The sequence below is a fragment of the Anaerotignum neopropionicum genome (genome assembly GCF_001571775.1).
GTDB classification, from domain to species: Bacteria; Bacillota; Clostridia; order Lachnospirales; family Anaerotignaceae; genus Chakrabartyella; species Chakrabartyella neopropionicum.
In genome coordinates, this window is record NZ_LRVM01000014.1 from 38,854 (window position 1) to 61,152 (window position 22,299).

General features: G+C 41.1%; 21 protein-coding genes. 16 read left to right on the plus strand and 5 right to left on the minus strand.

Annotated elements, in window-relative coordinates; genetic code table 11:
- From mfd to CLNEO_RS14250, 6 genes are all read left to right on the plus strand, one after another.
- On the plus strand, nt 1-3,504 hold the full coding sequence (mfd, locus tag CLNEO_RS14220) for a transcription-repair coupling factor (protein WP_066090600.1): 3,504 nt from the start codon (nt 1-3) through the stop codon (nt 3,502-3,504).
- A 116-nt stretch (nt 3,505-3,620) separates the two neighbouring features.
- Nucleotides 3,621-4,628 carry a peptidyl-prolyl cis-trans isomerase gene (locus CLNEO_RS14225; RefSeq protein WP_066090603.1) on the plus strand — a complete coding sequence of 336 codons (1,008 nt, stop codon included), beginning with the start codon at nt 3,621-3,623 and terminating at the stop codon, nt 4,626-4,628.
- A 118-nt stretch (nt 4,629-4,746) separates the two neighbouring features.
- Nucleotides 4,747-5,592, plus strand: coding sequence for a ferredoxin (locus CLNEO_RS14230; RefSeq protein WP_242864226.1), 846 nt, complete (start codon nt 4,747-4,749; stop codon nt 5,590-5,592).
- A gap of 292 nt (nt 5,593-5,884) precedes the next feature.
- On the plus strand, nt 5,885-6,793 hold the full coding sequence (locus CLNEO_RS14240) for a LysR family transcriptional regulator (RefSeq protein ID WP_083532053.1): 909 nt from the start codon (nt 5,885-5,887) through the stop codon (nt 6,791-6,793).
- 59 nt (nt 6,794-6,852) lie between these two features.
- A complete protein-coding gene (locus CLNEO_RS14245; protein WP_242864227.1) occupies nt 6,853-7,200 on the plus strand; it encodes an ArsR/SmtB family transcription factor in 348 nt (115 codons plus the stop codon).
- A gap of 99 nt (nt 7,201-7,299) precedes the next feature.
- Entirely contained in the window at nt 7,300-9,459 is a 2,160-nt protein-coding gene (locus CLNEO_RS14250; RefSeq protein ID WP_330382614.1) for a heavy metal translocating P-type ATPase, read from the plus strand.
- Between the two features lie 437 nt (nt 9,460-9,896).
- Here the strand turns inward: CLNEO_RS14250 and CLNEO_RS14255 are convergent, their stop codons facing one another.
- The 4 genes from CLNEO_RS14255 to CLNEO_RS14270 all read right to left on the minus strand — a co-directional run bounded on the left by CLNEO_RS14255 (nt 9,897) and on the right by CLNEO_RS14270 (nt 12,935).
- A complete protein-coding gene (locus CLNEO_RS14255; RefSeq protein WP_066090614.1) occupies nt 9,897-10,649 on the minus strand; it encodes a YdcF family protein in 753 nt (250 codons plus the stop codon).
- 526 nt (nt 10,650-11,175) lie between these two features.
- Nucleotides 11,176-11,370 carry a DUF951 domain-containing protein gene (locus CLNEO_RS14260; protein ID WP_066090617.1) on the minus strand — a complete coding sequence of 65 codons (195 nt, stop codon included), beginning with the start codon at nt 11,368-11,370 and terminating at the stop codon, nt 11,176-11,178.
- A gap of 6 nt (nt 11,371-11,376) precedes the next feature.
- Entirely contained in the window at nt 11,377-12,234 is an 858-nt protein-coding gene (locus tag CLNEO_RS14265) for a mechanosensitive ion channel family protein (RefSeq protein ID WP_083532054.1), read from the minus strand.
- Nucleotides 12,235-12,236: 2 nt separating this feature from the next.
- Nucleotides 12,237-12,935 (minus strand): gamma-glutamyl-gamma-aminobutyrate hydrolase family protein, encoded by a 699-nt coding sequence (locus tag CLNEO_RS14270; protein ID WP_066090620.1) that lies wholly within the window; start codon nt 12,933-12,935, stop codon nt 12,237-12,239.
- Nucleotides 12,936-13,119: 184 nt separating this feature from the next.
- On the opposite strand from CLNEO_RS14270, the gene CLNEO_RS14275 reads away from it, so the two are divergent.
- The 9 genes from CLNEO_RS14275 (at nt 13,120) to CLNEO_RS14315 (ending at nt 20,981) form a co-directional block, all read left to right on the plus strand.
- Nucleotides 13,120-13,818 (plus strand): 5'-methylthioadenosine/adenosylhomocysteine nucleosidase, encoded by a 699-nt coding sequence (locus CLNEO_RS14275; RefSeq protein WP_066090623.1) that lies wholly within the window; start codon nt 13,120-13,122, stop codon nt 13,816-13,818.
- A gap of 251 nt (nt 13,819-14,069) precedes the next feature.
- Nucleotides 14,070-14,540 (plus strand): hypothetical protein, encoded by a 471-nt coding sequence (locus CLNEO_RS14280; RefSeq protein WP_066090626.1) that lies wholly within the window; start codon nt 14,070-14,072, stop codon nt 14,538-14,540.
- A 312-nt stretch (nt 14,541-14,852) separates the two neighbouring features.
- The gene (locus tag CLNEO_RS14285; protein ID WP_066090629.1) at nt 14,853-15,407 is read left to right on the plus strand and encodes a hypothetical protein; all 555 of its coding nucleotides are present in this window, start codon (nt 14,853-14,855) and stop codon (nt 15,405-15,407) included.
- Between the two features lie 12 nt (nt 15,408-15,419).
- Nucleotides 15,420-16,211, plus strand: coding sequence for an HAD family hydrolase (locus tag CLNEO_RS14290; RefSeq protein ID WP_066090632.1), 792 nt, complete (start codon nt 15,420-15,422; stop codon nt 16,209-16,211).
- Between the two features lie 22 nt (nt 16,212-16,233).
- Entirely contained in the window at nt 16,234-17,532 is a 1,299-nt protein-coding gene (gene mtaB, locus CLNEO_RS14295) for a tRNA (N(6)-L-threonylcarbamoyladenosine(37)-C(2))-methylthiotransferase MtaB (protein ID WP_066090635.1), read from the plus strand.
- A 105-nt stretch (nt 17,533-17,637) separates the two neighbouring features.
- Nucleotides 17,638-17,898, plus strand: coding sequence for an IreB family regulatory phosphoprotein (locus CLNEO_RS14300; RefSeq protein WP_066090638.1), 261 nt, complete (start codon nt 17,638-17,640; stop codon nt 17,896-17,898).
- Between the two features lie 15 nt (nt 17,899-17,913).
- On the plus strand, nt 17,914-18,342 hold the full coding sequence (gene ruvX, locus CLNEO_RS14305) for a Holliday junction resolvase RuvX (RefSeq protein ID WP_066090641.1): 429 nt from the start codon (nt 17,914-17,916) through the stop codon (nt 18,340-18,342).
- A 36-nt stretch (nt 18,343-18,378) separates the two neighbouring features.
- Nucleotides 18,379-18,681, plus strand: coding sequence for a DUF1292 domain-containing protein (locus CLNEO_RS14310; RefSeq protein ID WP_066090644.1), 303 nt, complete (start codon nt 18,379-18,381; stop codon nt 18,679-18,681).
- 617 nt (nt 18,682-19,298) lie between these two features.
- Nucleotides 19,299-20,981 carry a ribonuclease J gene (locus tag CLNEO_RS14315; protein ID WP_066090647.1) on the plus strand — a complete coding sequence of 561 codons (1,683 nt, stop codon included), beginning with the start codon at nt 19,299-19,301 and terminating at the stop codon, nt 20,979-20,981.
- A 55-nt stretch (nt 20,982-21,036) separates the two neighbouring features.
- Here CLNEO_RS14315 and CLNEO_RS14320 read toward each other — a convergent pair whose 3' ends face one another.
- The gene (locus CLNEO_RS14320; RefSeq protein WP_157723604.1) at nt 21,037-21,615 is read right to left on the minus strand and encodes a site-specific integrase; all 579 of its coding nucleotides are present in this window, start codon (nt 21,613-21,615) and stop codon (nt 21,037-21,039) included.
- Between the two features lie 170 nt (nt 21,616-21,785).
- On the opposite strand from CLNEO_RS14320, the gene tnpA reads away from it, so the two are divergent.
- Nucleotides 21,786-22,259 carry an IS200/IS605 family transposase gene (gene tnpA, locus CLNEO_RS14325; protein ID WP_066090653.1) on the plus strand — a complete coding sequence of 158 codons (474 nt, stop codon included), beginning with the start codon at nt 21,786-21,788 and terminating at the stop codon, nt 22,257-22,259.
- The last annotated feature ends 40 nt before the right edge of the window (nt 22,260-22,299 follow it).

Consider the following 22,299-nt stretch of genomic DNA (forward strand, 5'->3'; position numbering starts at 1 on the left):
ATGAAAGCACTAACTGAGCCTTTATTGGAATTGGAAGGCTATCAGAATGTATTGGAAGCGATACGAAAGAATCATACCCCTGTATTTACAACAGGGGTCATTGACGTGGAAAAAACACATTTGCTTTATTCCATTAAGGAGCATTGCCAAAGGCCGTTGCTGATTCTAACTTATAGCGAATTGCGTGCTAGAGAGATACTGGAGGAGTTTTCGTTTTTTCATAAAAATCCCATCTACTACCCAGCAAAGGATATTCTTTTTTACAGCGCAGATGTGCATAGTATGGAAATGAATCGCCATAGATTTCATGCCATGGAACGACTGCTATCAGGAGAAAGACCAGTCATTGTTGCCTCTGTGGAGGCGCTTTTAGACAGGTATCCCCAAAAAGAGCTTTTTACCCAGTTTATTGCAACCTTAAAGGTTGGAGATATTATTGACATCAATAAGCTGACAAAGCAGTTGATTTGCTTAGGATATGAGCGGGCAGAATTGGTGGAGAGCCCAGGTCAGTTTGCTTTGCGTGGCGGCATTTTGGATATTTATTCTCTAACGGCAGAGGATGCCGTGAGAATCGAGTTTTGGGATGATGAGATAGATTCCATTCGCTCTATGGATGCTGCAAGTCAGCGTTCTGTAGATAAGCTGGAGGAGGCTCGTATTTTCCCCATGCGAGAGCTGGTTTATGAAGAAAGCATGGCGGAGCAGGCAGCGAACAAAATCAGTAAGGAGTTTGGAAAATGCTTGCAAAACATGACGAAAAAGGGTTTGGTAGAGGAAAGCGAACGCCTAAAGGAAAATATTGGTGAGGATGCAGAACGTCTGCGCATTGAAAAAAACTTAGCAAATATTGGCGTGTATATTTCGTATTTTTACGAAAATACAGTAAGCTTGCTGGACTATATTCCTGAGGATACCTTGCTTTGCTTTGATGAGCCTGAACGCATCCGGGAGCACATGGCTGCACTTATGGCAGAATATGAAGAGAGTATGAAGGGGCGTATTGCCCAAGGCTATTTGCTGCCCGGTCAGGCAAAGCTGTTGTTTGACTATACGGATATTTTAAGGCAGGGGGAAGGCTTTGATCGTATTTTACTTGCCGGTTTGAATCAAAGAACCTCGGATTTTGAACCGAAGGTGAAGGTGAATTTTGCCGTGCGGTCTACGCCATCCTTTAGCAAAAGAGTGGATCTTTTTTGCGAGGAATTGCAATATTTAAAGAAAAATGAGCACCGAATCTTGATTTTGGGCGGAACCGGTTCCAGAGCCCAGCGTATGGCAAAGGAGCTTTCGGAAATGGATATCCCTGCGGTTTATATGGAAAACTTGGATTCGCCTATGCCCAAAGGGGCTGTTTGGGTTACAAAGGGCAGCTTATCCAAGGGGTTTGGCTACGAATACATTAATCTTACTGTTTTTTCCGACAGCGAGCTGTTTGGCGGCGGTGAAAAAAAACGGAAAAATAAGAAAAGAAAGAACGGCGCAGCCATTGAAAGCTTTACGGATTTAAAAGTGGGAGATTATGTTGTTCATGATAACCACGGAATCGGTGTATTTGGCGGTTTGGAGAAAATATCCGTTGAGGGTGTTCAGAAGGATTACATGAAAATTTCCTACCGTGACGGCGGAAATCTTTTTGTACCCGTGAATCAAATGGATATGGTGCAAAAATATATCGGCAGCGGCGGCGCAGCACCAAAGATGAATAAGTTGGGCGGTCAAGATTGGGTAAAGGCGAAGGCCAAAACCCGTGCTGCCATTAAAATTTTGGCGGAGGACTTGGTTGCATTATATGCAAAACGTGCATCGACAAAGGGGTTTCAGTATGCTCGGGATACGGTGTGGCAAAGGGAGTTTGAAGAAGCTTTTCCTTATGCGGAAACAGATGATCAGCTAAATGCCATTGAAGATGTGAAGCATGATATGCAAAGCAGCAAGGTAATGGATCGTCTGATTTGCGGAGATGTCGGCTATGGAAAGACGGAGGTGGCCATTCGGGCGGCATTTAAAGCCGTACAGGATGGGAAGCAGGTGGCCTTCCTTGTGCCAACAACGATTTTGGCACAGCAGCACTATAATACATTTGTTCAGCGTATGTCCGGATATCCCATTACGGTGGAGCTGCTTTCAAGGTTCCGAACGGCAAAGCAGCAGAAAGAATCTTTGAAAAAATTACAAGGGGGATATGGGGATATTGTAATCGGCACCCACAGAATTTTGTCTAAGGACGTTGTGTTTAAGGATTTGGGGTTGATTATTGTAGATGAGGAGCAGCGCTTTGGTGTTTCTCACAAGGAAAAGCTGAAACGACTGCGGGAAAATGTGGATGTATTGACATTATCGGCAACGCCCATTCCTCGTACACTTCATATGAGCCTTTCGGGGATACGAGATATGAGCCTGCTTGAGGAACCGCCCTTGGAGCGGCATCCCATTCAAACCTATGTGATGGAGAATAATCCGGAATTTGTGCGGGAGGCAATTCATCGGGAGGTGGCCAGAGGCGGACAGGTTTATTATTTATATAACCGCGTGGAGTCCATTCGCGAAGAGGCCTTTCGCCTGCAAAAAATGGTGCCGGAAGCCAATATTGCCTATGCCCATGGGCAGATGTCTGAGCGGGAGCTGGAGCGTATTATGGAGGCTTTTATCAGCGGAGAAACAGATGTATTGGTGTGTACCACCATTATTGAAACGGGTATGGATATTGCCAATGCGAATACCATCATCATTCAGGATGCCGACATAATGGGCTTGGCACAGCTTTATCAGCTGCGGGGGCGTGTGGGGCGCAGTAACCGCATAGCCTATGCATATTTGATGTATCGGAGGGATAAAATGCTGCGTGAGGTGGCAGAAAAACGCTTGCAGACCATCCGAGAGTTTACCGAGTTTGGTTCCGGCTTTAAAATTGCGATGCGGGACTTGGAAATTCGCGGTGCCGGAAATCTTTTAGGGGCAGAACAGCATGGACATATGGAATCTGTTGGGTATGATATGTATTGCCGTTTGTTGGAAGAAGAGGTACAGCAGCTAAAAGGTGAAGCACCCAAGGAAGAACCCTTCGAAACAACGGTGGATTTAAACATCAGTGCATATATTCCTGATTTTTATATCAAAAATCAGGAGCAGCGCATGGAATTGTATAAAAAGATTGCCAATGTACGTATTCAAGAGGAGTATTATGATATTCAAGAAGAAATGGAGGATCGCTATGGGGATTTGCCCAAAAGCGTACAGACGCTGCTGGAAATTGTGCTGTTAAAAAGTGAAGCAAGAAGCTTGGGGATTTCTTCTATTGTGCAAAAGCGGGGGAATATACTTTTTGAGTTCCGAGCGGATGCGAAAACGGATCCTTTGAAGTTAACGAAGCTTATTTCCCAAGGGCGGGGGAAATATTTATTTACAGCGGGAGCTAGTCCATATTTAACCTTAAAGTTAAATAAAGAAAAGGAAACCAAGGTTTTAGAAGAAATTAAATTCGTATTAAATGCAATAAAATGATGGTCATTTGAAGAAAGAATGTGTATAATGATAACATTAGGTATTTTTTCGACGATAAAACAAAGGGTTTTGTAGAAGTACTTAAACTAAAAAAAGTGAAAGAAAGAGGGATTAAAATGAAGAAAAAAGGACTTCTTTGCCTGCTGATTGCCGGCGCGATGGCTCTTTCTGCCTGCGGTAGCAATAATGCAAGCAATAGCGATAATGCTGGCGGCAGCGATTTTAATGACGAAGTAGTCATGAAAATTGATGGCAGAGAGATCATGAAATCGGAATATATGGTGTATCTGTATACTACCAGCAAAAGCTTTACGGCTGTTGGCGGTGACGATATCTGGACGATGGATTTTGATGGGCAGACGGCAGATGAATTGGTGGAGGAGAGAACACTTAAAACATTACAAAGCGTAATTGCCGCAAAAAAATATGCGGAAGAAAACAATATTACCTTAACAGATGACCAAAAGCAAGAGGTTGCTTCTGCCTCGGAACAGTTTGTTGCCAATGTGCCCCAGGAAGATATTAAAAAAATGGGCATTGACGCGGAATCCTTAGCACCTTTTATGGAAAGCTCTTATATTTATTCCTTGGTGTATCAGGCATTGGTTGCTGAGTGTGAAGTAGATGAGGCAGAAAAGGCAAGATACTACGAAGAAAACAAGGAACAAATCAAAGAAGAGCTGATTACAGTGGAGTTGGATTCTATTGTTTTGGATGATGCGCAAAAAGCAAATGAGGTTGCAGAGAAGGCCAAAAGTGGCACAGACTTCATTAGTCTGTTTCAGGAATATGATATTGATGAAAATGCAAGATTGAAGGAAGACGGCGGGAAAATGACGGTATATAAGACGCAATTGCTCTCATCCTTTGGTCTGACGGAAGTTCCTGAAATTGGCGTAGTTACTGGCCCTATTGACGTGGATGGAACATATTTTATTTTGCGTGTAACCAGTATTACCACTCCCCAGGAAAGCGAAGTTAAGGAGAAGGCAGAAACTACTTTTGTAAATCAGAAGCAGACGGATTATAGTGATGCCAGATTTGAAGAAATGATGGCCGCTCAAAAAGTGGAGTATATAGATGAAGCCTACAAAAACCTTGAAAAGTTTCATTCAGTAGTTTAAGCAATTGATCAGAGGAATTCTTTAATCAGAAATGATTTTTGCATTCCTCTTTTTCTATATTGAAAAGTAAATAAGGATGGAGTATCATAAAAGCAGGCTGATTTGGAAGGGAGGAAGGATGCGAAAAAAGCATCCGTCAATGATGAAAATAAAAAAGGTTTGGGCAGTTTTTTTTAGTCCTACGGGAGGTACCCAAAAAGTGACAACCACTGTTGCACAAATGATTCACAAGGCATTGAATGTGCCATATGATACATATGATTTTACATTGCCTCAACATAGAGAAAACGAGGCCTTTTTTGGCGAGGGTGACCTTGTGATTTTGGGAACCCCTGTGATTGCAGGGCGTGTGCCCAATCTTTTATTAACATATTTCAATGAAAAATTAAAGGGGAACGGTGCCTTTGGGGTTCCTGTTGTGTCCTTTGGGAATAGGGATTATGATGATGCACTTATTGAATTAAGAAACATTATGGAGGAGAAGGGATTTCAAACCATTGCAGGCGGTGCATTTGTTAGCGAGCATTCTTTTTCCAGAAAGCTAGGTGCAGGCAGACCGGATGAGGAGGATGTAATCAAGCTCACCGCTTTTGGTGAAAAAATTGCCGAAAAGATAAAGTGTGGTTGGAAATATGACGGCCCTGCCTATGTAAAAGGTGAGGAGCCCATTCGCTCCTATTTCACGCCCAGAGATCGGCATGAGCATGCCATTGATATTCGCAAGGTAAAGCCTATAACGGGGGAGGATTGCTGTGGCTGCGGCATTTGTGCCCAGGTCTGTCCTATGGGGTCTATTTCCAAGGAAGACCCAACCGTTGTTTCCGGAATTTGCATGAAATGCTGTGCTTGTGTTAAAAAATGTCCTGTGGGAGCAAAGCATTTTGAGGATGCGGGATTTATTTACCATAAGGAGGAATTGGAAGAGCTTTATGAAAGACGGGCTGAGGGTGAATATTTTGTGTAGTAGGGGATGATGGACTATGCTTATAGGGTTACTTGATAATATTGGGATTTTTTGTATCCACACATGGATTGTATGGCCCTTTCTATTTGTATTTTCCTTTGCCTTTGGGCTTGCTGAGCTGATAAAGAATGAGAAACCCTCTTTTAAGCCCCTTATTTGGGCAGGGTTTTCTTTGTTGATTATGTTTTGCGCGGTACTTTCTGGTCCGGTATAGTCTGCATTTTTTGAGGGGACTGATATGATCAACCTTCTGAGAAAGTATTTTAAGTAAAAAGAAAAAGGGGTGTTGCGTTTGAAGGTTGATGTTTCGTTGGATTTGTACCGAGTTTTTTGCGCTGTTGTGCGTACCGGTAATATGTCTGCGGCTGCCAGAGAATTATATATTTCACAGCCGGCAGTAAGCATGGCAATTCGTCAATTGGAAGACAGAATGGGCAGTCCCCTTTTGATTCGTACCGCAAAAGGGGTGTATCCTACTGCGGAGGGAAAGCTGCTGTATACTTATCTGGAGCAGGCGTTGGGCTTAATCCACGCGGCGGAGGAAAAATATTTTCAAATGGTAAATATGGAAATGGGCGAGCTGAAAATTGGCGCCAGTGATACGGTAATTGCAAATTTTTTGCTGCCATATTTGGAAAAGTATCATAAGCTGTATCCGGATATCAATATTAAGGTAACCAATAAAACCACCTATGAGTCTTTGCGTCTATTAAAAAATGGAAGTGTAGATGTTTGTTTTATCAACCTGCCCATAAGTGATGATGGGGACTTTGAAATTATGCCCTGCATCGAGATCCATGATGTTTTGGTGGGGGGAGAACGATATAAGCTGCTGTCCCAGGTTGGCTTGGAGTTGAAGGATTTGCCCGGATATCCTCTGTTGCTTTTAGAGGATTTAAGCAATTCCAGAAGGTATATTGACCGTTATGCGGAAGAAAACGGTGTCGTTTTAAACCCAATTTTGGAATTAGGCAGCAGCGATTTGCTGATTAGCTTTGCTCAAATCAACTTAGGTTTAACTTATGTCATAAAGGAATTTACCCAAGATGCTTTAAGGGAAAAACGGCTGTATGAAATACCTGTTGCGCCACCCTTGCCAAAACGTAGCATAGGAATGGTAAAGCTGAAAAATGTTACATCACCCCATGCCGTTCAAGGGTTTATTGAACTAATTGAGCTTCAAAAAAATGATTTGGGTTGACAAAGGAGAAACAATATGCTAATATATGAGCAAATGTTCATTTGATTGGGGGTGTTATCGTGGAAAGCAGCCACGTTCCTACAGAAGAAATCGATATCATTACCGAGTTGAAACAAGAGTTTATTCATGATGTGGCAGAGTTTTTTAAGGTTTTTGGTGATGTTACAAGAATTCGTATCCTGCAGAGCCTTTTAATTGGGGAAAAAAATGTGGGGGAGCTGGCGGATTCTTTGGATATGTCCCAGTCGGCCATTAGCCATCAATTGCGGGTTTTGCGGCAAAATAATTTGGTGAAATATCGCAAGGACGGAAAAGCTGTATTTTATTCTTTGGATGATGGGCATGTTCAAACAATATTGGAACAAGGTATGGTTCATATCGCCCATAAACGGGGATATGTTGAATAAAATTAAGGCTGATGAAAGGATATGCTTCACAGCCTGTTTTTTTGGAATACAAATGAACAAATAATCACGTGAACAATCGTGGAGGTGTTTTGATTGAAGGTGTATTTAAGAGGCTTAACCTGTGCAAACTGTGCAGGAAAAATTGAAACGGCGGTTAATGCATTAAAGGAAGCCCGCCAAGCGGAGATAAATTTGGTTAAGCAAACCATGGACGTATCCTTGGCAGAAGGGGCAGAAGAACAAATTGTTTTGGAAAAAATAGAAAAGATTGTACATAAGTATGAGCCGGAGGTTGCGGTGGCGTTGGAAAATAAAGAATCGGTGAAGCTTAAGGGTTGTTCCTGTTCCCGCTGTCATACAGAAAATGATGACCACCACCATCATGACCACGATATTCATAGCCACCAGCATCACCACCATCAGCCTGTTGAAGAAGTTGATGGTAAAAAGCTATGGCTTCGCTTTGGCTGTGGAGGAATGATTTTTTTGGCTGCGGTTTTCCTGCGAGATTCCACGGCGGGCATTCTTTTGTTTTTGTTTTCTTATGGAATCTTTGGCTATGATGTTTTGCTGAGAGCAACAAAAAATATTTTGAGAGGTCAAGTTTTTGACGAAAATTTCTTAATGTCCCTTTCTACGGTGGGGGCTATTGCCATTGGCGAAATGCCGGAGGCGGTGTTTGTAATGATGTTTTACCAAATTGGTGAAGCCTTCCAGGAGTATGCCGTAAACCGCTCCAGAAAATCCATTACTTCACTACTGGATATTCGTCCCGATTCCGCGGAGGTGTTTACAGAAAACGGCATCAAACGGGTGCATCCCGACGAGGTGAATATTGGCGATTTTATTTTCGTTAAGGCGGGGGAAAGAATTCCATTAGACGGAAGGATAAAGGAAGGATCTGCCCTCTTAGATACGGCGGCATTAACCGGCGAGGCATTGCCCAGAGGAGTTGCGCCGGGTAGTGATGTATTAAGCGGATGCATCAATTTGGACGGAAATTTGAAAATACAAGTTACCAGACCCTTCAAGGATTCAACGGTAATGAAAATTTTGGAGATGGTGGAGAATGCTGCCGGAAAGAAATCCAAAACGGAACGATTTATAACGCGGTTTGCAAGGGTTTATACACCTGTTGTGGTAGGCCTGGCGGTGGCCCTTGCCCTGCTTCCACCTATCCTGGGCTTTGGCGAATTTAGCATGTGGTTTGGGCGTGCGTTAATTTTCCTAGTGGTGTCTTGCCCATGCGCATTGGTGCTTTCTGTGCCCCTAAGCTATTTTGCGGGCATTGGTGCTGCTTCAAAAAATGGTATTTTGGTAAAAGGCGGCGGCGATTTAGACACGCTTTGCCACATTACCCACCTTATTTTTGACAAAACGGGAACATTGACAAAGGGCAAGTTCTCTGTGGTAGCAATCGAGGGCAAAGAAAAAGAGGAGCTCTTGTATTTAGCGGCACTGGGCGAAGCAAACAGCAATCACCCCATTGCAGAGGCGATTGTTGAAGAATATGAGAAAATAAAGAAAACTCCTGTGGATTTAATTTCAGGATATAAGGAATTAGGCGGTTTTGGTGTTTCCTACAGTTTGGATGGTGAGCGGGTATTATTGGGAAATCAGCGCTTGCTGGAGCAAGAAAATGTTGCGTTTTCTCCCTTTGCAGGCGTAGGATCTGTAATTTATGTGGCGAAAAACGGAAAATTCAAGGGTTATATTGTTGTTGCAGATACCTTGAAAGATGGATTGCAGGAGGCTTTGACGGCATTACGTCAAAAAGGCATTCAGTCCTTGACAATGCTGACGGGGGATCGTAAGGAAAATGCGGAAGCCATGGCAAATGAGCTGATGCTTGATGGTTTTTACGGGGAGCTGTTACCCCAGGATAAGGTTCGCATACTGGATGAAATAAAGGAAAGAGAAGCACCTGGGAAAATTGCCTTTGTAGGGGATGGTATAAACGATGCCCCTGTGTTGGCCGGGGCGGATTTGGGCATTGCCATGGGCGGCATTGGTTCTGATGCGGCAATTGAAGCGGCGGACGTTGTGCTGATGGATGATGATATTGGGAAATTGGCAGTGGGGCTTCGTATTGCAAAAAACACACGCACCATTGTAAGGCAAAATATTGTGTTTGCCTTAGGCATAAAGGCTTTAGTTTTAATCCTAAGTGCCGTTGGTATGGCCTCCATGTGGATGGCAGTCTTTGCGGACGTGGGCGTGGCGGTATTGGCAATTTTAAATGCGATGAGGAAGAAGTAAGTGTTTTTTATATGGAGGAAGAAATAACAGTGCATACTATATGGGGCTGTTAGAACATAGATGCCCCGCTTGTTTTTTTCAAAAAATTGAACCCGCATGTTTGCGGGTTCCAGAACGTAGACAAAGTCAAAACCATGAGGGCTTTGCCCTCAAACACCCACAAGGGTTTCACCTCAGCACTTTGCTGCGCAAAGCTGTCCTTTGGACAGATGGCACTTCTTTGCCATTGCACCTTGACCCTTTAGAAACCGCATATCTATGCGGTTTCAATAAAAGTTTTTGGTCTTGCTTTTTTCAAAAAGCAAGCAGGTTTGGGCGGCGCCCAAGGTTTGTCTTCAGTCTGGAACCCGCATGTTTATGCGGGTTCAGGCAATCACAAAACAACCTAAAATAATCTTTAATTTTTTCATAGAGTACTCCAATCCCATTTAAAACAGCTACTGTCTTAGCAAAATAAACTTAATATTCGCTAAAAGCTCCCTGATATAGGTTGCTGGAGCTAAATACCATTGTATTTTTGCATGCATATAGTTACTATTGAACCCTACAACTTTTGAGATCTCTTTTGCTCTATATATATGAAAATCATTTGTTATAAAAATTGTCTTGTATTCGCTTTTAAAATAATCATCTAAAAGCTTTTTGGATAAAAGAAAATTTTCGTAGGTACTTGTTGCACTGTCTTCCTTTATTATTTTGTTTTCAGGAATTCCTTTTGAAAGCAAGTACCTTTCCATTGCCAGGGCTTCCGTTATGGTTTCGTTACGTCCTTGTCCTCCGGATACAACGATAATGGCATTTGGATTTTTATTGAAATATTCTACGCTTTTTTCCAGCCTATAATAAAGGGGTAAAGTAATCGTTTCGCCATTCAGTCCTGCACCAAGAACAATGACAGCATCTTCTTTATAAGTTACGGTGTCTATTTTACCAAAGACACCAAGAAATAAAATGGCTGAAAGCATAATTGCGTTACCTATTAGGAATAAATTTTTTATCCACTTAAGAAGGCCTTTTTTTGAAAGGATTTGAATGGTTTCATAATAGAAACCATAAATTAAATAGGCACCACCAACCATAAACGTTGCAAGAGGACCTATATTAAAACTTGTTAATATTGATAAAAGCAGTGCATCACAAACGAAAAATATGCCGAGAATGATAAATAAAGCTTTTTTAAAACGTTTCAATGTTTACCCCACCTCTTAAATTCTAAAATAGCCTGTACTAGCTTTTCAGCAGGTAGTACAGCTTATGGAAAACCTTGATGCCACCCGCACCCCATTAATCTTCGTAAAAAGCAAGAATAAAAATTAATGTACAAATCCCATGTTATGGGGATTAACAGTCAGGAGCAAAACCCCCCCCAAGATTTTGACCTTATGTGATCGTAATGCATCAGCAACAGACATTATCTAAGATTTTACATTTAAAATTTAAGGATATCAATTGTTTTAAGAAATGGTACTACTTATTTAAGAAAATTGTAGGATCTCCGTAAACAAGCCTTTCCAAAACACCCCTCTAGGGTTCTACCATGGAGAGGTGTTTTTATGGAAAGGCTTGTTTTAGATATTATTTTCACAGTATATATAAATCTTTGTTTTCATTTTTAATAAACGTACCATCCTCCATTCTAATATAATAGCCTCATTTGGTTCTACCATGGAGGCTTAATTTTTATGGAAGGGCTTTCGGTTGTTTCATCAAAATTATTTATTTTTCTTCCTTGCTTCCAGAAACGATTTTTTTCACATTTTTCTCAAACTTTACTCTGGGCAGCATAACCATATGCCCGCAGCCACAGCATTTAATGCGAAAATCAATGCCCACACGCAAAATTTCCCATTGATTGGAACCGCAGGGGTGCGTTTTTTTCATTTGCACAATATCTCCAACGGAAAAAACCATAATTTGTTATGCCTCCTTTTGTTGTACGATATGAACCGTACGCTGGGGGAAGGGGATTTCTACACCCTCTCTGTCAAGTCGATTTTTAATACGTTTGCGCAATTCGGCTTCAACGGCAAAATTGGTTTTGATTTTGCATTTTGCAACAATGCGGATATTCACAGCCGAATCATCCAAGCCCACAACACCGACAACAACCGGTGTTTCCAAAATGCTATCCATATCTGAGGTCTGCTGCATTTCATTCTCCAAAATTGACAATACACGGTCAATATCCTCGTTATACGCAATCCCCACCGTAACAATTGCATTAATAAAATCGTTACAGAGGTTCGTTACAATTCCAACGGAGCCATTGGGGATAATGTGCATTCTTCCTTGCGGATCTCTAATTTTTGTATAACGCAAGGACACACCTTCTACGGTGCCTGTGATATTTTGAATTGTAACAATATCTCCCACTGCATAGTGATCTTCAAAAAAAATGAAAAACCCTTCCAGCATATCGGTCACTACGCTTTGTGCGCCTAAGCCGATGGCAACAGAGCCGGCACTGGCAATGACCAATAAGGATTTGCTGTCTACACCTAATAAATTCAAAATTGTAAAAAGTCCCACAAAATAGATTACATATTTCAAAACACTTGAAGAAATAGAGCTTAGTGTTTTGGCCTTTCTATCAGGCATGGCCAAACGCTGCTTTTCCGTTTGTTTTTTAAAGAACTTTTGCGCAACACTACTGGATATGCGGATGAATAGCCAACACAGCACTAGCGTCCCCACAATTTGTAAAATTTTTATGCCGAAATTTACCCCGGTTTGCATCATTGCTTCGAAACCAAGTAGATCTTGTAAATTTTTCATAGTTACCTCCTAATTGCATGAAATTCGGCTGCAGCCTGAACAAAAGCGGCGAATATTCTTCCTTGTTCCCCGGTTTTCATTGCCTCGGGATGCCACTGCACGCCAAAAATAAATGGTTTTTCCGTGTGCTCAATGGCTTCAATTAGGCCGTCCTGGCTTTTGGCTGAATAACGAAGTCCTTCGCCCAAAAGAGCAACTCCTTGATGATGAAAGGAATTAACCGCCGCTTTTTCTTTTCCCCAAAGATGAGAGAGCAAGGTGTTTTCTTCAATCATAATACTGTGTGTTGCGTAGTCACGCGGTGCTTGCTGCCTATGCTTTAGGGTACTTTTTGTTTGTACCCCAATATCCTGATAGATTGTTCCGCCCAAAGCAATATTAATCACTTGCATACCCCGACAAATTCCTAATAAAGGTATGTTTTTTTGTATTGCAGCCTGGCAGAGGGAAAGCTCAAATTGATCTCTTCGTGGAGAAATTTCTCCACTTTCTCGCAAGGGTTCTTCGTGAAAGAGCAGTGGGTCTATATCGCCTCCGCCGGATAAAACAATTCCATCTAAAAATAAGGGTATTTCCCCTTGACCAAAGAGCATGACAGGATAGCCTCCGACGGCGCTAATGGCAGCAGCATAATCTTGATGCAGCTGATATCTGCCGGCTGCGCTGTCATAGTCTGGCGTAATTCCAATTACCGGTTGCATAGAATCCTTCCCTCTACATTAACTTTCCTAATAGTATACAAAAGTTGCTGCATTTTTGCAATGGCAGACAAGGTAAAAAAGTTAGCTTGTACATTTTGGGTGGGTTGTGGTATGATAAAATAACAATGAAGCGGATGAAATTGTAACCATTTAAGGACACTATGTTGAACGGAGATGACAGAAAATGAAAACCATTGGTATTATTGGAGCAATGGAAGAGGAAATTCTTTGTTTGAAAGAAAAGATTGAAATTGTTACAACAAAAAATGTTGTTGGATTATCCTTCTATATTGGCAGATATAAGGGAAATAATATTATTTTGGTTAGAAGCGGCATTGGAAAGGTGAATGCGGCAGTTTGTACGCAAGCGATGATTGACCATTTTGGTGTGGATTATATCCTTGTGCTGGGGGTTGCAGGCGCCTTGGCTGAGGATTTAAAAATAGGCGATATTGTTATTTCTACCGATGCGGTACAGCATGATATGGATACATCAGCCTTAGGGGATCCCGTGGGCATCATTCCCCGTATGGCAGAAAGCTATTTTAAAGCAGATGAGGAGCTGGTTCGCCTGGCACAGGTATCCGCAGCAGAGATTGCGGATGGGTTTCGTGTAATTTCAGGGCGTATTGCCAGTGGAGATCAGTTTATTTGTACGAGAGAAGGAAAAAATAAAATTCGTAAGGATGTGCAAGGCACCTGTGCAGAGATGGAGGGTGCTGCAATTGCCCATACCTGCTGGCTTAACCGAATTCCGTTTTTAATTGTGCGTGCCATTTCTGATGGTGCGGGGGAAGAGGCCAATATATCATTTGAAAAATTTAGCATCATGGCGGCAAAACGTTGCAGCGAATTGGTTGAAAGAATATTAGAGAAAATGTGAATTTTGCATATAATAGTTTGAAGTGAACGTAGAGAACAAGAAATAGAAATGCTTTTTGAGAGGTGCCCATTGGTATATATGGACAAATATGGATGCAAAAGTGCCTAAAAAAGTCTTTCATTTTTTTCTCGTTATTCTTCTTGATTTGTCTTGTCATGGCTGTTTCGTTCCTGTATAATGCAATCAAGAAGAAATATTTAGCACACAAAATATTTTTCGACACGAGAGAGCGTAGAAAGGATGTGCCATCTATGACAGCAAAAACCCATGGATATATTACAAAAGAAATTGAACTGGAACAATTGTATCAGTTTGTATTAAAATATTTTGATCCCAGTGCCAAAATAAACCGATATGAAAATCGTTTTGGTGAAAGCAATGAAATGGCTGTTTATTTCACCTACAAAGGCGAAGAAAGACGACTTTTTACAATGGTTTATAAAAGCCGTAAATTTTCCAAAAACGGAGAGAAAAATCGTATGATTTTTTTGGATTTGGATTATTGGGGGCATAGTGTGGAAATTATGCGTTCCATTTTGTCTTTCTTTGGCGGTTGGCTGGATGAAAACGATTGCGATAATGAGGAACCATATTTTATTGACGTTCAGGCAGACGGTTTAACGCCGAATATAATTAAGATTACCAGAAGCGAGCTCAACAGACGCTTAGGCGGCATGGTTGTCATTATTGAAGACGAGGAAAATGAAAGTCACGAGAAATAATGAGAAGGGTGCCAAAAAGTGGCACCCTTTGGTATAATCGGCATCTTGCACAAAAAAAGGATTGCGGCGATATTTTTCATAGCGTATGGTATTTGTAAGACCCTGTTTGTGGGTTTTTATTTGGGGAACATTATGTTTCTTAAGCCTTTGATTGCATGAAAAATGACTTTGTTAACAGCAGGAAAGAGTTTTTCTTATGGAAAGACTCTTTTCGTTTTCGTGGAAATCTTGCAAATATATGAACAAATATGATATACTTTTAAGATGAAAAATAGCATACTGGGATGCCAATGTTAAAGGGGTGGGGTCTTTATGGAACATAATGATTTTTCTCTAAAAATAGATGAGGATATTGACCGTAGCTGTAAAACATGGGATGCTTATTCGTATGATGCAGAAAAGATGTCCGTTTTGTTTCGCTATCTAATGAGTGCATATAAAGAAAAAATAGATGGCTTTTGCAGTGGTCTTACTGTCATTCAACCCTACGAGGATACTGCGTTGCAAGCGGAAGCATATCGACAAAACATTAAAAAAATGCTGGAGCGCCTTGAGGGGTTTCGACAAAATGGCTATCAAAACGAAGGTCTGTTGGATTATTACCTTAAGCAAGAGCATGATGACGTAATATTGGATGTAGATTTTACGCAGCTGCGCCTGGAATTTGGCATGATGGATCATATTTCTAATTACGAGAAGGATGAGATCATAGAAAAATTGGAGGAAATGGAAGAAATCTGCGCCAAGGTTTTGTTTAAACGTCAAAAATGGGAATTAATACGCAAGTATTTGGTCTGGTTATCGGGCAAGGACGTTGAGATCGCGTTGAAAATACTCCCTGCGTTTTTTAAAATTAATAACAGCTAAGAGGGAATATAGATGATTAAATTGATTGTTTCGGATATGGATGGAACGCTTTTAGATGACAAAAAGAATATCGACACAGATATTTACAAACTTTTGCCAAGGCTTAGGGAAAAAGGAATTCGATTTGTTGTTGCCAGTGGACGTCAGTATCCAAGCCTAAAAAAGCATTTTGATCAACACATCGAAGATGTTGTTGTCATCGCGGAAAATGGTGCTTTTGTGGTTGATAACGGGAAAGAGCTTGTGGTCAAGCCTATGGAGGCGGAGAAGGTGGTTCATTGTCTTGATTCCATTTTTTCCCTCAAAGGGGTGGAGCCGCTGCTTTGTGCAAAATATTGCAGCTATACAAGAAGTCGGGAGCTTTTGGAATTGTTATCCTCCCCGCTATTTCAGTATGAAGTACGTCTAGCGGAGGATTTGTACCATGTAGAGGATGATATCATTAAGGTATCCATGATATCTCATGAAGGGGAAACTGCGGAGGATTGCTACAAAAAACTGCGTTCACGGTTGGATGATTGTTTAAGTCTTGTGATTTCCGGCGATACTTGCTTAGATACGGGATTAAACGGTGTTACCAAAGGAACAGCGGTAGAGGCTTTGCAAAAAATGTGGGGTGTAACGCCGGAAGAAACCATTGTTTTCGGCGATCAGTATAATGATGTGGAAATGTTTCAACAGGCATATTATAGCTATGCCATGGAAGGTGCGACACAAGGTGTGAAAAAATTTGCCCGTTTTCAGGCGGGAAGCAATAATAAAGGCGGGGTAGTGAAAGCCATACGAGAAAGAACAGGGCTTTAACCCATAAGGAACGGAGAGAACCATGAAAAGAGCGGCGAGCTATGCCCTTGGGTGCAAGGTAAATCAATACGAGAGTGAGGCAATTGCCGAGCTGTTTGCAGAAAAGGGCTATGAAATAGTAGGAATTGATGAAGCAGCAGATGTATATGTTATTAATACCTGTACGGTGACAAATTTTGGAGATAAAAAATCAAGACAGCTGATCCGTAAGGTAAAACGGCAAAATGAGAATGCCGTGGTTGCCGTAGTGGGCTGTTATGCCCAAACGGCGCCGAAAGAGATTATGGAAATTGAAGGTGTAAATTTAGTCATCGGCACGAAGGATCGTGGGCAGATTGTGGAGATGGTGGAAAGCTATCATCCGGAGGATGGCGTAGAAAACCATGTTTCCGATATTATGAAAGAGCGGATTTTCGAGCCGCTTTCCATTCAAAAACTGGCCAATCGCACCCGTGCCTATTTGAAAATTCAAGATGGCTGCAGTCAGTATTGTACTTATTGCATTATTCCTTATGCCCGAGGGCCAATTCGCAGCCGTGAGCCACAGGATGTCTTGCAAGAGGTAAGGCGTTTGGCGGGAAATGGATTTCAGGAGGTTGTTTTAACGGGAATTCATGTGGCAAGTTACGGCAAAGACCGCAAGGATACCGGCCTTTTGGATATTTTGCGCCAGGTGCATGGGGTGGAAGGGATTCGTCGTATTCGTTTTAGCTCTATAGAGCCGAATGTGGTTACGGAGGAATTTGCAAAAGCAATGGCTGAACTGCCAAAGGTTTGCCACCATTTTCACCTGTCCTTGCAAAGTGGATGTGACAGAACGCTTCAGGAAATGAACCGTAAGTATGATACAAAAAAATATAGGCAGGCTGCGGTGCTTTTGCGAAAATATTTGCCTCAGGTGGCGCTGACAACAGACATTATCGTTGGATTTCCCGGTGAAACAGAGCAAGATTTTGAAGAATCCTATGGATTTGCAAAGGAAATCGGGTTTGCAAAGATTCATGTATTCCCCTATTCTCCCAAAAAAGGGACGCCTGCGGCAGAAAGAAAGGATCAGCTGCCCAATAGCGTAAAATCGGAAAGAAGCCATAAATTGCTTGCTTTAAGTGATGAAATGAGTGCTGCGTTTTTGGCACAATATATTGGGGAAACAACTGAGGTTTTGTATGAAAAGAAGCTTTCTGAGGGAACATATGAGGGGCATACTTCAAATTACATGAAGGTGCACGCAAAAAGCGGGAAGGATATAACAAACAGCATTGTCTTGACGAAAATAACCTATGTCGAAGGGGAAAATGCCTTTGGTGATACCAATTTGTAAAAATTCTTTAAGGATAATATAGTTGCAATCCGCTTTGGTTTATATTATGATGAAATAAGATAATAGATGAGAAGCGAATGGATCGTATGTTGGGGAGTGAGCGGTATGAACAATATTAATGAAACACAATATTTTGGAAGATTAGACAAAGAACCCGAAAACGAAGCAAAAAAGATCCTCATCGCTGTTAGCACGGCTTTGAAGGAAAAAGGATATAACCCTGTAAATCAGATTGTCGGTTATATTTTATCCGGTGATCCTACTTATATTACCAGTTATATGAATGCTCGTGTCATGATTCGGAAATTGGAGCGGGATGAACTGCTGGAGGAATTGGTAAAGGATTATATGGAGCGTAACGAATAAGAAAGAGGAAATCATTTGCGTATTTTAGGATTAGATTATGGCGATAAAACCATTGGTGTTGCCCTAAGCGATCCCTTGGGCTGGACAGCACAGGGAATGGAAATTATTCGTCGGGAGAACCCTGCTGAATATAAGAAGAGCTTAAAGCGCTTGTCGGAATTGGTGGAGGAATATCAACCGGAGGCCATTGTGTTGGGCTATCCGAAAAATCTGGATAATTCCGAGGGAGAGCGTTGTGTGAAAACAAAGGCTTTTGCTGAGCGTCTTGAAAAACGCTTTCCAAAGGTTAAGTTGGTTTTGTGGGATGAACGGTTTAGTACCATTGCGGCAGAGCGTGCTTTGCGTGAGGCGGAGTTGAGCCACGAAAAGAGAAAACGTGTGATTGACAAGATGGCAGCGGTGCATATTCTTCAAGGCTATTTGGATAGCATAAACAGAGAATAAACCAGTTGCAAACGGAGAAAAAGGAGTAAAAAGATTATGGCAGATATTTTTGATGAAGCAAATGAATATGAATTTGAAACAGTAACCATGACAGAGGAAGATGGCACTGAGGTTGAATTTTCTATTATTGACAACGTTGCCTGCGGTGGCGAGCGTTATTTATTGGTTGTGGAAACGGAATTGATGGACGATGAAGAAACCGAGGCTCTTATTTTGAAGGAAACCTCTATTAATACGGATGATGTAACCTATGAATTGGTTGAGGATGACGCGGAGTTTGACCGCGTAGCTGAACTGTTTGCCCAAAAAGGCGAAGATTATGATGTGGAAATAAATTAACTCTTATTCATTCAATTGAGAGAAATATGACGTGGCGGATTATTTAGACAAAAAAATTAATTAACTCAATTAAGCTGACGCCACTTTCCCTACAGATAGACAAATTATTTTCGTATTATTGAATATCATTGTTTAAAATGAGAGAGAATTATATTAAAAGAGTTATAAATTATAGCTTTACAGTGTTCGTGCTTTAATTTGATCAACAAATTGTATCCTAATCTTTCTGGACAATGATGATTGTTTGGAATGATCCTTTGGGTGCAGATTTTGCTTGAGGAAAAGAGCTTTTTTGAATATTAATTTTTAAGTTGATCAAAAACGCAAAATTCATGCGTTTACGATAGATGAATGGCAGTTTGCCGATTCGTCATGTGCGGGAAAAGAAGAAAAAACAAAATACGAAAAACTGGTAGAGCCTTTGAAAGGAAAACACGGGTCGGGAGAGGTGTTTTCAAAGATGTTGGTAGCCTACCTTCTTATCGTATACCCAAAAACAATGATAATAATTATTTTATCTGTTTGGGTTTTGTTTTTGCGGTTTAAACTGCGCTTTTTTACGGCATAATAATGGAATAGTAAATTGGAGAAAACAAAACGAAAAGGAGGTGTGTTTTTTGGCAGGAAGAAAACCGAAACCCAAAGCAAAGTTAAAAATTGCTTCTTTGGGTGGGTTGGATGAAATCGGGAAGAATTTGACAGTGCTGGAATACGGAAATGATATTATGATCATTGACTGTGGTCTGGCATTCCCAGAGGATGATATGCTGGGGGTTGACTTAGTTATTCCTGATGTAACTTATCTGACTAAAAACATAGACAAAGTAAGAGGAATTGTATTAACCCATGGGCATGAGGATCACATAGGTGCGTTGCCGTACATTTTAAAACAGATAAATGTACCTGTGTTTGGTACGCTTTTGACATTGGGGTTATTGGAAAACAAGCTTAGGGAGCATAAAATGCTGGATAAAACCGTTCGGCACACGGTAGTTCCTAAAGAACGTGTGAATTTGGGGCAATTTAACGTGGAATTTATCCACACCAATCACTCCATCGCCGATGCTGTTGCGCTGGCGATTCATACACCCATTGGAACGGTGGTGCATACGGGAGATTTCAAGGTGGATTATACACCCCTTGACGGAGATGTTATTGACCTTCAGCGCTTTGCGGAGTTGGGAAAAGAAGGCGTACTTCTTTTGATGAGCGACAGTACCAATGCAGAAAGAAAAGGCTATACCATGTCAGAAAAGAGCGTTGGTAAGGTGTTTGAGAAAATTTTTGAGGATACGCCTAAAAATCGTATTATGGTAGCAACATTTTCGTCCAATATCCACCGTATACAGCAGGTAGTAAATGCTGCGCATATGTATGATCGCAAGGTTGCAATTATTGGAAGAAGTTTGGTAAATGCAGTGAAAACTGCTTCTGAATTAGAGTATTTAACGATACCCTCTAGCACATTAATTGACATTGGCGAGATTAAAAACTATCCTGATGAGAAGCTTTGTATCATTACTACGGGCAGTCAGGGGGAAGCTATGTCGGCTCTCTCCAGAATCTCAATGAATGAGCATAGGCAGGTGAGCGTGAAGCCGGAGGACAAAATCATTATCAGTGCATCTGCAATTCCTGGTAATGAAAAAAATGTAATCCGCGTAATCAATGAGCTATTGAAAAAGGGCGCAAATGTGATTTATGGCGACATGGAGGAAATTCATGTTTCCGGGCATGCAAGGCAGGAAGAGTTAAAGCTGATGATGGCTTTGACAAAGCCGAAGTTTTTCATGCCTGTTCATGGCGAATTTATGCATCTTTCCTGCCACAGAGATTTAGCGATCTCAATGGGGATAGATAAAAAGGATATTTTCGTTATGAAATTGGGCGAGGTGTTGGAGTTATCACGCAACGAAGCAAGGATTAACGGAACTGTACCTGCGGGACAGGTTATGGTTGACGGCCTTGGCGTAGGCGATGTGGGTAATATTGTTTTACGAGATAGAAAGCATTTGTCCCAAGATGGTCTGATAGTGGTAGTTGTTACCATGGATCGGGAGAATGGTACCGTTATTGCAGGGCCTGATATTATTTCCAGAGGATTTGTATATGTCCGTGTTGCTGAGGATCTTATGGATGAAGCCAAAAAAGTGGTAGCGGAAGCCTTGCAGAAATGTGAAGAGAAAAATATTACAAGTTGGAACTATATTAAGGGTGTCATTAAGGACTCACTGAAAAATTATTTTTGGCAAAAAACCAAAAGAAGCCCGATGATTTTACCCATAATCATGGAAGTATAAAAGGAAAAGCCCCGAAGACGCTGATACAATCAGTATTTTCGGGGCTTATTTTTTGTTAGCGTACTGAAATCGTACTATTAATAAAAGTTTGCTGTAATTTGTCTGCAAGTTTCGCTTGCTGATTCGGGTACAGGTGGCTGTATGTGTTTAAGGTAGTTTCAATATTTTCATGTCCCAGTCGTTCCTGGATGAGTAAAGGCGGTTCGCCCAAGTTTATCAAAAGGGAAGCGTGGGAATGTCTTAAATCATGCACCCTTATACGATGCACACCGGCAATCGGGCTATACTTGTCGATATAATAACCAATAGCATCTTTATAAATATTAAATAATCGTTCGTCTGGACTGTAATCGTATAGTTTGCTTATATGGGTGTTAATATCTTCTTTAAGAAACAATGGGATAGAAATTGTACGATTACTCTTTTCGGTTTTTGGATCTTGAATTAAATCTGTTTTTTTATGTCTGGTATATGTTTTATTTATTCTGAGAGTGCACTTATCAAAATCAAAGTCATTAAGGGTGAGGGCTAAGAGTTCACCGATGCGTATCCCAGTCCAAAAAAGAACATTATAAATGGTTTTGACCTGATCCGGACAGTCTACCGCTTGCATAAATTTTTGAAATTCTTCCAACGTCCAAAAATTTAGTTTTGGACGTTTTTCTTGTTCGCTTTAGCTTGACAAAACCACCGGCTATGCCGGTGGTAGGAAAGGTTTGTTCTTTAGATGTAAGCACGAATCCTCCTTTGGTAGAATAAATGTAGGTTTGCCAACCACATCAAAGACCAAAAGGAGGATTCAAAATGACTAATAATAGTTTAGCACATACAACATGGGAATGTAAATATCATGTAGTCTTTGCACCGAAATATAGGAGACAAGTAATATATGGGAAATTGAAGGCGGATATAGGGAAAATGTTAAGAGAACTCTGTGACCGCAAGGGAATAGAAATAATCGAAGCAGAAATGTGCAAAGACCATGTACATATGCTAATAAGGATACCACCAAAGCACAGTGTGTCTGAAATTATGGGGTATTTAAAGGGAAAAAGTTCATTAATGATATTTGATAGGCACGCTAACTTAAAATATAAGTATGGAAATCGCAATTTCTGGTGTAGGGGATATTATGTTGATACAGTCGGAAAAAATGCAAAAAAGATAGAAGAGTACATAAGAAATCAGATCCAAGAGGACTTAACGGCAGACCAAATAACGCTAAAAGAATACATTGACCCGTTTACGGGTGAGCAAGTGAGCACAGGCAAGAAGTAAACTGCTTTAGCAGTAGCCAGAGAATAAGAAACGGTTGGCA